General features: G+C 68.3%; 10 protein-coding genes. 2 read left to right on the top strand and 8 right to left on the bottom strand.

What is annotated here, in order from left to right:
- The coding region (locus GL279_RS14790) for a GTP-binding protein (RefSeq protein ID WP_155065415.1) at positions 1-371 on the bottom strand (371 nt) is incomplete at its 3' end.
- A gap of 266 nt (positions 372-637) precedes the next feature.
- On the opposite strand from GL279_RS14790, the gene GL279_RS14785 reads away from it, so the two are divergent.
- Positions 638-1,567: a DUF533 domain-containing protein gene (locus tag GL279_RS14785; RefSeq protein WP_155065414.1), complete on the top strand. Its 930-nt coding sequence runs from the start codon at positions 638-640 to the stop codon at positions 1,565-1,567.
- Here GL279_RS14785 and dinB read toward each other — a convergent pair.
- Genes dinB through GL279_RS14770 form a run of 3 tightly spaced genes read right to left on the bottom strand, consistent with a single transcriptional unit; the run spans position 1,558 to position 5,101 of the window.
- Positions 1,558-2,649, bottom strand: coding sequence for a DNA polymerase IV (gene dinB / locus GL279_RS14780; protein ID WP_343039823.1), 1,092 nt, complete (start codon positions 2,647-2,649; stop codon positions 1,558-1,560). The two genes, GL279_RS14785 and dinB, sit on opposite strands and share 10 nt — an antisense overlap.
- On the bottom strand, positions 2,646-3,362 hold the full coding sequence (gene ygfZ, locus GL279_RS14775; protein WP_155065413.1) for a CAF17-like 4Fe-4S cluster assembly/insertion protein YgfZ: 717 nt from the start codon (positions 3,360-3,362) through the stop codon (positions 2,646-2,648). Before ygfZ ends, dinB begins: the two co-directional genes overlap by 4 nt.
- Positions 3,362-5,101, bottom strand: coding sequence for an ABC transporter ATP-binding protein (locus tag GL279_RS14770; protein ID WP_155065412.1), 1,740 nt, complete (start codon positions 5,099-5,101; stop codon positions 3,362-3,364). The genes ygfZ and GL279_RS14770 overlap by 1 nt, the downstream gene beginning before the upstream one ends.
- A 162-nt stretch (positions 5,102-5,263) precedes the next feature.
- Between GL279_RS14770 and GL279_RS14765 the strand changes: the two genes are divergently transcribed.
- Entirely contained in the window at positions 5,264-6,436 is a 1,173-nt protein-coding gene (locus GL279_RS14765; RefSeq protein WP_155065411.1) for a pyridoxal-phosphate-dependent aminotransferase family protein, read from the top strand.
- A gap of 115 nt (positions 6,437-6,551) precedes the next feature.
- On the opposite strand, the gene GL279_RS14760 is transcribed toward GL279_RS14765, so the two are convergent.
- From GL279_RS14760 to GL279_RS14745, 4 genes are read right to left on the bottom strand one after another with little or no spacing between them, the layout of a single operon-like run.
- Positions 6,552-7,325 (bottom strand): heme ABC transporter ATP-binding protein, encoded by a 774-nt coding sequence (locus GL279_RS14760; protein WP_343039822.1) that lies wholly within the window; start codon positions 7,323-7,325, stop codon positions 6,552-6,554.
- Positions 7,322-8,389 carry a FecCD family ABC transporter permease gene (locus GL279_RS14755; RefSeq protein WP_155065410.1) on the bottom strand — a complete coding sequence of 356 codons (1,068 nt, stop codon included), beginning with the start codon at positions 8,387-8,389 and terminating at the stop codon, positions 7,322-7,324. Before GL279_RS14755 ends, GL279_RS14760 begins: the two co-directional genes overlap by 4 nt.
- Positions 8,389-9,267, bottom strand: coding sequence for a heme/hemin ABC transporter substrate-binding protein (locus tag GL279_RS14750; RefSeq protein ID WP_155065409.1), 879 nt, complete (start codon positions 9,265-9,267; stop codon positions 8,389-8,391). The genes GL279_RS14755 and GL279_RS14750 overlap by 1 nt, the downstream gene beginning before the upstream one ends.
- Entirely contained in the window at positions 9,264-10,304 is a 1,041-nt protein-coding gene (locus GL279_RS14745; protein ID WP_155065408.1) for a hemin-degrading factor, read from the bottom strand. The genes GL279_RS14750 and GL279_RS14745 overlap by 4 nt, the downstream gene beginning before the upstream one ends.
- Positions 10,305-10,378: the final 74 nt, after the last annotated feature.

Below are 10,378 nucleotides of genomic sequence, written 5' to 3'. Positions count from 1 at the left end.
GGGATGCCGACCTGACGGCCCAGCAGGATGTGCTCGCGGGTTTGCGGCATCGGACCGTCGGCGGCGTTCACCACCAGGATCGCGCCGTCCATCTGCGCCGCACCGGTGATCATGTTCTTCACATAGTCGGCGTGGCCGGGGCAGTCGACGTGCGCATAGTGGCGCGCGTCCGATTCGTATTCCACGTGAGCGGTCGAGATCGTGATCCCGCGCGCACGCTCTTCCGGAGCGCCGTCGATCTGGTCATAGGCGCGGAATTCACCAAAATACTTGGTGATCGCTGCCGTCAGCGTCGTCTTGCCGTGGTCAACGTGACCAATGGTCCCGATGTTGACGTGCGGCTTGTTACGTTCAAACTTTGCCTTTGCCATCATGGCCTCCTATCGGGGGGGCCACCCGCGCGACAGCCCCCGTCGTGAAACATCCGCCGCGACTTATAATCGTGCCGGGGAAAAATCAAGGGCAGCAAGGCTTGACAGCCCGGCCGGCGTGGCTCTTCGTGAAGGCACCGGAGAAAAGCGGAACCGCCGCCAGTCCAAGACGTTGGAAAGCCGGTCCGCGCCCCATCCGGTGACGGTCGCAGGCAGCATCGCTGCCCCGGCGCGCAAGCCGGCCCTGTATCCAGTTGGAGGTCTTGATGAGCCTGATGAAATCCCTTGCCCGCGTCGCCGCAGGCGTGATGCTGGCCAAAGGCATTGGCACGATGATGCGCAATGCCCATGAGCGCAAGGCGGCCGGACAGGCCACAGGCCAGAGCGCAGGCCAGACCGGCGCCCCGTCCGGCGGCATCCTTGGCGATCTGTTGCAGAACAACGCGACCCGCGGTGGCGCGGCTGGCGGAGGTCTGGGCGATATTCTGGGTCAGGTGCTGGGCGGGCGCAGCGGTGCCGGCAGCGGCACGCCCTATGGCGGCGCGCATTCGCCCGCAGGCGGCGGGCTGGGCGGCATCCTTGACCAGCTGACCGGCGGCCGGGGCGGAAGCACCGGCGCCTCGTCGGGCGGTGGTCTGGGCGGCATTCTGGGCGGGGCTGCGGCCGGCGGCCTTGGCGGTATCCTTGGCGATCTTCTGGGCGGCCGGGGCGCGGCTGCGGCCGGCGGTGCCGGCGGGCTGGCGCAAAAGGGCTCGCAGCCCAGCAATGATTCCAGCTTCGGCGATCTCTTCAACCAGTCGCTGGCCAGCGGCGACGAGCCCGAGACCGCGCCCACGCCGGAGCAGAACGCGCTGGCCGGGCTGATGCTCAAGGCGATGATCCAGGCGGCGAAATCCGACGGCCAGATTGACGATGCCGAAAAGGCCCGGCTGATGGAACAGTTCGGCGAGCTCGACGACGAGGAACGCGCCTTTATCCGCGACCAGATGGCCGCTCCGGTCGATGCTGCGGCGCTGGCGGCCGAGGTGCCGGCGGGCGCCGGCGCGCAGGTCTATCTGATGTCGTTGATGGCCATCGATTTCGACAACCGCAAAGAGGCCGAATATCTGCACGCGCTGGCGCAGGGGCTGGGTCTGGACCGCGAGGCGGTGAACGGCATCCACGCTCAGGTCGGCGCGACCAATCTTTACGCCTGATCGAACAGGCCCAACTGCTGCGGGGGCGGCTCGCCCTGCCCCCGCAGCTCCAGCCCCGAAAGCGTGATCCCCAAAAGCCGCACCCCATGCGGATCGGCAAAGACCGGCGCCAGCAGCTCGCAGGCGATGGCGAGGATCGCGGCCTGGTCGCGCAGCGGCTGCGCCAGCGACCGCGCCCGGGTGATCTGGCGAAAATCCCCGTATTTCACCTTCAGCGTTACCGTCCGGCCCTGCCGCCCGGCCTTGTCGGCATGGCGCCAGACCTTTTCGGCCAAGGGCGCCAGCGCCGCCTCGGCGTCCTCGATCCGGCGCAGATCCTCGAAATAGGTGTTCTCGGCGCCGATCGACTTGCGGATGCGGTCGGGGCGCACCTCGCGATGGTCGATGCCGCGCGCGATGTTCCAATAGAACTGGCCCGACTTGCCAAAGCGCGCGGTCAGAAACTCAAGGCTTTGCCGCAGCAGATCGGCGCCGGTCTCGATGCCATGCGCCTGCATGCGCGCGGCGGTGGCGGGGCCGACGCCGTGAAAGCGGCCGATGGGCAGGGATTGCACGAATTCCGCCCCTGCCTCGGGCGGGATCACGAACAACCCGTCGGGCTTGCGCTGGTCCGAGGCCAGTTTCGCCAGAAACTTGTTGTAGCTGACCCCGGCCGAAGCGGTCAGCCCGGTCACCTCGCGGATGCGCGCGCGGATCTCCTGCGCGATGCGGGTGGCGGTGCGCCCTTCAAGGTGGTCGGTCAGATCCAGATAGGCCTCATCCAGCGACAGGGGTTCGATCAGCGGCGTGTAATCGGCAAAGATCTCGCGGATCTGCTGGCTGACGGCGCGATAGACGTCGAAGCGCGGCTTGACAAAGATCAGATCCGGGCAGAGCCGCATCGCCCGCATCGAGGGCATCGCCGAGCGCACGCCAAAGCGCCGCGCCTCATAGCTGGCCGCCGCCACCACCCCGCGCTGGATACCGCCCACGGCAACGGGCCGGCCACGCAGCGCCGGATCGTCGCGCTGTTCGACCGAGGCATAGAAGGCATCCATGTCCACATGCACGATGCGGCGGATGCGCTCCGCGCCTTCGGTCACGGGCTGATGCGGGCGTCCCCCGCCACCAACCCCTCACCCATGCGGTCAAAGCGCATGTAAGCGATGGCGCGCCCGCCGGACTGGGTGAACAGCGTCCCCGCCTCGCGCCCGTCGGGCATCAGGATAGGCGTGCCAACGGCAGCGGCGCCCTCGATGCCCACGGTGATCAGCCCCTTGCGCAACTCGGTCTTGTGCTTCATCCGCGCGGTGACCTCTTGCCCGACATAGCAGCCCTTGCGGAAGTCGACGCCATGCAGGCGCTCGAACCCGGCCTCAAGGATGAAGGTCTCGTTCGGGATCAGCTCGATCAGGGTTTCGGGGATGCAATGCGCGACCCGGATCGCGTCCCAATCGCTGCCATCGTCGCCCTGCCCGCCGTAAAGCCGCCACCCAAGCGCCGGGTGGCGCGGATCGGCAATCCCCGCATCCGGCATGTCGCCGGTGCCGCGCGCGACGGTCAGATCGGTCGCCGCGATCTCGACCTTCGAGCGCAGCCGATACATCGACAGCCGACGCAACAGGTCATCGGCCAGCCGCGCATCGACATCTACCAGCAGCCGGCCGCCATCGGGCACGACGAGAAAATCGGCCAGATACTTGCCCTGCGGGGTCAGCAGCGCGGCCCAAGCGGGCAGATCACCCACCTTGTTGGTGACAAGCCCCTGCAGAAAGGCGACCCGATCCTCGCCCGTAACCGCCAATATGCGTCGCATCACTTGTCTCCGAACTGCAGCTTGACCAGCGCGGCATAGGCGCCATCCTCGGCCATCAATTGGTCATGTGTACCTTCTTCGACAACCCTGCCGGCCTCGATGACGACGATCTTGTCGGCCTGACGCACGGTGGATAGCCGGTGCGCGATGACCAGCGTGGTGCGGCCCGCCGACAGCTCGTCCAGCGCCTGCTGCACCAGCCGCTCGCTTTGCGCGTCCAAGGCACTTGTCGCCTCGTCCAACAGCAGGATCGGCGCATCGCGCAGCACGGCGCGCGCGATTGCCACGCGCTGACGCTGCCCCCCCGACAGGGCCGAGCCGCGCGGCCCCGCCGGCGTGTCGAGCCCGCCGGGCAGCTTGTCCGAGAAATCGGCGACATGGGCGGCAACGATGGCCTGACGCAGCGCCTGATCTTCCTCGGGATGGCCCAGCAGGATGTTTTCGCGCAGCGTCTCGTCAAACAGCGCCGCATCCTGACTGACGGTCGAGAACTGGTCGCGCAACACGCCCAGATCGAAGTCCTTCAGCGCCACCCCGCCCAGCGTGATGCTGCCCGAATCCGGGTCCACCATGCGGGTCAGCAGGTTGAAGACCGTGGACTTGCCCGCCCCCGACGGCCCGACCAGCGCGGTGGTCCGCCCCGCCTCGGCCACCAGATCAAGCCCGTTCAGCACCGGATGGCCGTCATAAGACATGCGCACATCCTGCAACCGGATGGTGGTGTCCTGCGGCGGTGCGCTGCGCGTCCCCGAGGTGATCGAGGGGCGCAGGTCCATGACGGCATAGATCCGCTCCAGACTGGCGGCGGCGATCTGCCAGGTGCCGGTCAGGCTGCCCAGCCGGCGCAGCGGCTGAAAGGCCAGCGCCATGGCCGTAAAAAACGCCATGAAATCGCCGACCGTGCGCTCGCCCGAAGTGACCTCAGCGCCGCCCATCCACAGAACGCCCATGAAGCCAAGGCCGGTGACCACATCGACCAGCGCCGGAATGGTGGCGCCGATGCCCGACATCTTGATCTCGGAGGTGCGGATGCGGCCGACGATCTCGCCAAAACGCCGGGTCTGGTAGTCCTCCATCCGGTTCAGCTTGACGGCGTTGATGCCGTGCAGCACCTCGTCCAGCCGCGTGGCGCGCTGGCTGGCATTGACGCGGTTTTGCCGCATCTTGCGCCGGATATAGCGCTGCACCAGCAGCATCGGCAGGATCAGCAACGGCGCGCCGATCAGCGCGGCCAGCGTCCACTCCGGGTCGGTGGCGATGGCCACGCCAAACAGCGACACCAGCGAGACGATGTCGCGCCCCATCCCCGAGATGAAGGTCGACCATACCCCTTGCACGGCGATGGTGTCACCCTGCACCCGCTCGATCATCGCGCCGGGCGGGTTCTTCTGGAAAAAGCCGCCGTCCAGCGTCATGATATGGCGCAGCATATCCGTCTGCATCTTGGTCGAGACCGCCAGCGACACCGAGGTCATCAGGCTGCGGTTGATGACAAAGGTCGTGGCCCGGATCAGGAACAGGCCAAAGATCGCGCCGCCGACCCACCAGATCGCCGCCGTGTCACCGCCGACGAACACCCGGTCAAAGAGTGGCTTCAGCATCCAGCTGAGCAGGCCCAGCGTCGAGCCCTCGACGATCAGGAAGAACAGCGCCAGCAGGATGCGGCCCCAGTAGACATGCAGATAGTCCCGCCACATGCGTGCGAACAGATTGGCGGTTTTCTGGATCTTGTCGGCCATGGGCACCTCGGCTGGGACTTGGCCAAGGGATAAGGCCGCGGGCATCTCAGGGCAAGGCGGGCCGCGCACACCGGGCAAGGGGCCGGACCACACCCTGGCGGACGTTGACCTTGGCCCGGCCCCGGCCTACCGATGAGCCGATCTTTCGAAAGGTAGCTTGCCATGAGCCTTGCCCAAGGCCGCCCGGTCATTGCGATTCCCGGTCCCTCGCCCGTTCCCGACCGCGTGCTGAACGCCATGCACCGGCCCTCGCCCGACATCTACGGCCCGGAGCTCGCCGCCAAGAACCGGGACCTGATCGCCCGGCTGAAGCGGCTCGCCGGCACCATGGCGCATTGCGTGCCCTATATCGGCAACGGCCACGCCGGCTGGGAGGCGGCGAACCTGAACCTCTTCAATCGCGGCGACCGGGCATTGGTGCTGACCTCGGGCCATTTCGGGCGCAGCTGGGCCGAGACCGCCCGCGCCGTCGGCATCGATGTCGAACAGATGGACTTCGGCCTTGCCCCGCCCGATCCGCAGCGTCTGGCCAAGCGGCTGGCGCAGGACCGCAGCCATGCGATCAAGGCGGTGCTGGTCTGTCAGGTCGATACCGCCAGCTCGGCGCGCGCCGACATCCCGGCGCTGCGGCAGGCGATGGGCGATCACCCGGCCTTCTTCGCCGTCGATGCCATTGCCTCGCTCGGATGCGAGCCGATGCTGATGGACGCATGGGGCGTCGACCTTCTGGTCTCGGCCAGCCAGAAGGGGTTGATGGTGCCACCGGGCCTCGCGCTTTTGTGGTTCTCGGAACGGGTCCGGGCGCAGCCGCGCAGCAACCTGACCACGCCCTATTGGGACTGGACCCCGCGCTGCGAGGCCAGCGAGCTTTGGCAATATTGGGGCGGCACGCCGCCGGTCCAGCATATCTTCGGCATGAACGAGGCGCTGCGCCTGCTGCTGGACGAAGAAACCCTGCCGACCGCCTGGGCCCGGCACGAGGCGCTGGCCGAAGCGACCTGGGCCGCGCTCGACGCCTGGGGCCAAGGCGGCAGCGGCATCGCGCCGGTGGTCGCGGACCGCGCCGGCCGCGCCCGCTCGGTCACGGCGGCAACCATCCCGCGCGCGGCAGAACTGCGCCGCTGGACACAGGACCGCACCGGCGTGACGCTGGGCGTGGGCCTTGGCGCAGCCGATCCCGAACACGGGCTGCGGATCGCCCATATGGGCCATGCCAACGCCCACCAATTGCTGGGCACGCTGGCGGTGATCGAGGCCGGCATGGACGCCCTTGGCATCGCACATGGCGCCGGCGGCATAGAGGCTGCAGCCCGGCGGATCGCCCGACTGGCCTGAGTCCATCTCTTGCGGAACGCTCGCATGGGTATTTGGAAAATGGTGAATGGCGGGCGCGGCGCTTGGTTTTCACCATTTCACAAATACCCATGCGGCATCTGCCACAGGCGCAAGCTCAGGCTGCCGTATGCGGCAGGATCCATGTGCCCTGCGGCGGCGGGGTATTGACCCGCAGGCTGCAACCATAGGCATCGGTCAGGGCGACGTCGGTCAGCACCTGATCGGGGCGCCCCCGCGCCAGAACCAGCCCTCTGGCCATCAGAACGACGTGGTGGGCGAACATGGCGGTAAGGTTCAGGTCATGCATGACCGCGACCACGCCGCCGCCGCGCCGGGCGTAATCGGCGGCCAGCCGCATGACCGTCAGCTGATGCGCGATGTCGAGGCTTGAAACCGGCTCGTCCAGCATCAGCCAGCGCGCACCATAGCGATCAAGAGGATGCCAGACCTGAGCCAGCACACGGGCGAGCTGCACCCGTTGTTGTTCTCCGCCGGAAAGCTGCTGGTAGAGCCGGCCGGCAAAGCCCGGCAGGCCGACGGCGGCCAGTGCCGCCGGGACCGGCGCCTCGGCCCGCTCGCCGCGCGCCTGAAGGCCGATGCGCACCACTTCGGCCACAGTAAAGGGAAAGGATAGCGCCGCGAATTGCGACAGCACCGCCCGACGGGAGGCCAGTTCCTCGACACTCATGCCCGCCAGATCGGCGCCGCCCAGGGTGATCCGGCCCTGATGCGGCAGTTCTCCGGTCAAGGCGCGCAAGAGCGTGGTCTTGCCCGAGCCGTTCGGCCCGACGATGGCGGTCAACTGGCCGGGCCGCGCCTGAAAGGACAGGTCGTGCAGGATCCGGGCGCGGCCAAGGCTGACGCTGATGTTTTCGGCGATCAGGCTCACAGCTCCAGCACTCCGCGATTGCGCAACAGGATCCACAGAAAGAACGGCCCGCCGAGCATGGCCGTAACGATACCGATCGGCAGCTCGGCCGGAGCGACGGCGGTCCGGCTTGCCATATCCGCGAGCAGCAGGACGACCGCGCCCAGAAGCCCGCTGTTGACCAGAAGCCAGCGATGATCCGGCCCGCTGGCCAGCCGCAGCAGATGCGGCACCACGATGCCGACAAAGGCGATGCCGCCCGAAACCGCGACCGCTGCCCCCGTCGCCGCCGCCGCCGTCAGGACGGCGCGGTTCTTGACCCGCTGCACGCGGATGCCGACATGGCCCGCCGCCGCCTCGCCCAGCGCCAGGGCGTTCAGCCCACGCGCCAGGCTGGGGGCATAGAGCAGCGCAAGCAGCATGATCGGCGCCGCAGCGGCGAGTTTGGGCCAGTTCGCGCCGGCAAGCGAGCCGAGCCCCCAGAAGGTCAGGTCGCGCAATTGCGCGTCAGTGGCGCGCAGGATCAAAAGCCCGGCCACCGCGCTGAGGATCGCCGCCAGCGCAATTCCGGCCAGCAGCATGGTCGCGACCGAGGTCCGCCCCTGCCGCGTCGCGATGCGGTAAAGCGCCAACGTGGTCAGCCAGCCGCCGAAGAAGGCCGCGACCGGCACCAGATACCAGCCAAAGAGCCCCGCCAGCGCCGGCGGCAAGAGCCCGCCCAGCACGATGGCAAGGATCGCGCCAAGCCCGGCCCCCGCCCCCACGCCGACGATGCCCGGATCGGCCAGCGGATTACGGAACAAGCCCTGCATCACCGCCCCCGACACCGCAAGCGAGGCGCCGACCAGCGCGCCCATCAGGATGCGCGGCAGGCGGATGTCCAGGAGCACCACGCGGTCCTGCACGGCCAGCTCACGCCCGGCCAGCGCATCTGAAACCGCCCGCGTCAGCGAGGTACCCGAGGCGCCCCAACCCAGCGACACCAGCGCCGTCACCGCAAGCGTCAGTGCCAGCAGCAGCGCCAGCCGGCGGCCGCGCTGGCTGCGGTCGCCAGCGAGCGGCAAATCGGGACTGATCGCCACCATCACGAGCCCTCGTAAAGCAGATCGTGCAATTCCAGAGCCGCCTCACCCGTGCGGGGACCAAAGCCCAGAAGCTTCAAGCCGTCCATCATCACCACCGCGCCGTTGCGACCGGCGGGCGTCTGCGCCAGCGCCGGCAGAGCCAGTGCCGCGGCGCGGGCCTCGGCCTGACCATCGCCACCATTGGCCTGCGCATCGGCCCGCGCATCGCCGCGCCGCATCATCAGGATCACGTCCGGCGCTGCGGCAATTACCGCCTCGTCGGTCACAGGCTTGTAGCCCTGCACGCCGGAAATGGCATTCTGCCCCCCGGCCAGCCGGATGATGCCATCCGCCGAAGTGCCCGCGCCGCCGACCGTCAGCTTGCCGCCCTGCATCGACAGGATGAACAGCACCTTGCGCGGCGCACCCACTGCCGCCGCCTTGGCGGAGACCTCGGCCAGTTCCTCGGCCAGCCGCTGATGCAGCGCACGGCCCTGTTCGGGCACGGCCAGCACCTCGGCCACCTCATCGACCTTGCGCAGCACGCCTGCAGGATCGGGGCTTTCGGCGACACTGACATAGGGCACACCGGCCGATTTCAGCACCGAAACCGCCTCGGGCGGGCCGGCGCCCTCTTCGGCCAAAATCAGATCGGGCGAGACCGACAGCACCGCCTCGGGCGACAGCGCGCGCATGTAGCCGACATCGGGCAAAGACGCAGCCTCGGGCGGCCAGGTCGAGGTCTGGTCACGCCCGACCAGCCGGTCCTGTTGCCCCAGCGCATAGACAATCTCGGTCACCGCGCCGCCGATGGCCAGCACGCGCCGCGCCTCGGGGTGGCTGTCGGCCGCTGCCACGGCGGGCAGAACCGCCATCAAGGCCAGCAGCGCGGCTTTCATTCCGCCGCCTCGGCCATGGCCGGCAGACCCGCGACAAGCCCCGCCCATTGCGCCGCATCGCCGCCCTTTTCGGGGCGCAGGCCGAAGCATTGAAAGATCAGCGCGCCCTCGGCATCGAACGCCTCGACCGAGATCGCCGGACCGCGCCGGGTCGGCTTTTCCACCGCCCAGACCTCGGCCACATGATCGCCGCGCAGATGCAGGTTGAAGCGCGGATCCATCACGTTCAGCCACGGCCCCATCGGGCGCAGGTTCTGGAAATGGCCAGAGTGGATCTCGATACAGCCCTGATTGCCGACGAACATCATCACCCCGCAATGATCGTCATGGACGCGCTGCAACAACGCCGGGACGGCCTCGACCGCCAGGGGCCGCACCCAGGGCGCGCCCGCGATGCGATAGGCGCCCAACCGGTTCATCTTCAGCCGCCGGATCAGCGTGTTGAACTGATGCGTGTCGGTCATCGCCGCCCATTCGCGCAGCAGCGTGTCCAGCCGCTCGGGCTGGGCGCGCGGCGGCTCGACCGGGGCGCGCGGCTCGAATGTGGCATGGTCGGACTGGTCCTGCAGCGCCAGATCGCGCGTCAGCGCCTGCCACGCCGACAGATCGGATCCGGGCCGCAGATGCACCTTGTGGATCGCGTCCCCCGCCGCGTCGAACACCTGGATCGAGCGGCGGATGCCCTGCGCGGACTCGGCCTCGACCGCGAAACCATGCACCCAATGGCGCGGGAACATGCGCATGTCGATTTCCTCGTCCACCGTCATCGCGGCATGTTCGCCGTCGTGGAAATCGTTGTAGGTGCCGATCTTTTCGATGACGCAGGACCGGTTGCGGGTCAGGGCCATCACCTCGCCCAGAGCCTGCACCGCCGGGATCAGCTGACCGGGCACAGCGTCGATCCGCAGCACACCATGGCCCACGCGCGCGGCGACCAGCGCCGCCTCGGGCACCCCCAGCTTGTGGGCCAGATCGAAGGGCCGGCCCTCGTCCTCGGCCTGAAGGCGGCGCAGTTCGGCGGGAGAATGATCTGTCATGACGGGCCCCTTGCAGTTCGTCCTGCGGTGGCCGCATTCCGATGTCGGATGCGGCCTTCGCGATTATTGACAGA

The organism is Paracoccus limosus (assembly GCF_009711185.1).
GTDB classification, from domain to species: domain Bacteria; phylum Pseudomonadota; class Alphaproteobacteria; order Rhodobacterales; family Rhodobacteraceae; genus Paracoccus; species Paracoccus limosus.
This window is presented reverse-complemented; position numbering and strand designations above follow the sequence as displayed.

What these genes read in the sequence shown, in the direction of transcription:
- ygfZ (WP_155065413.1), bottom strand. Translation starts at nt 3,362, where the DNA reads ATGCGACGCATATTGGCGGTTACGGGCGAGGATCGGGTCGCCTTTCTG.
- GL279_RS14755 (WP_155065410.1), bottom strand. Translation starts at nt 8,389, where the DNA reads ATGGTGGCGATCAGTCCCGATTTGCCGCTCGCTGGCGACCGCAGCCAG.
- GL279_RS14745 (WP_155065408.1), bottom strand. Translation starts at nt 10,304, where the DNA reads ATGACAGATCATTCTCCCGCCGAACTGCGCCGCCTTCAGGCCGAGGAC.
- GL279_RS14770 (WP_155065412.1), bottom strand. Translation starts at nt 5,101, where the DNA reads ATGGCCGACAAGATCCAGAAAACCGCCAATCTGTTCGCACGCATGTGG.
- GL279_RS14765 (WP_155065411.1), top strand. Translation starts at nt 5,264, where the DNA reads ATGAGCCTTGCCCAAGGCCGCCCGGTCATTGCGATTCCCGGTCCCTCG.
- GL279_RS14785 (WP_155065414.1), top strand. Translation starts at nt 638, where the DNA reads ATGAGCCTGATGAAATCCCTTGCCCGCGTCGCCGCAGGCGTGATGCTG.
- GL279_RS14750 (WP_155065409.1), bottom strand. Translation starts at nt 9,267, where the DNA reads ATGAAAGCCGCGCTGCTGGCCTTGATGGCGGTTCTGCCCGCCGTGGCA.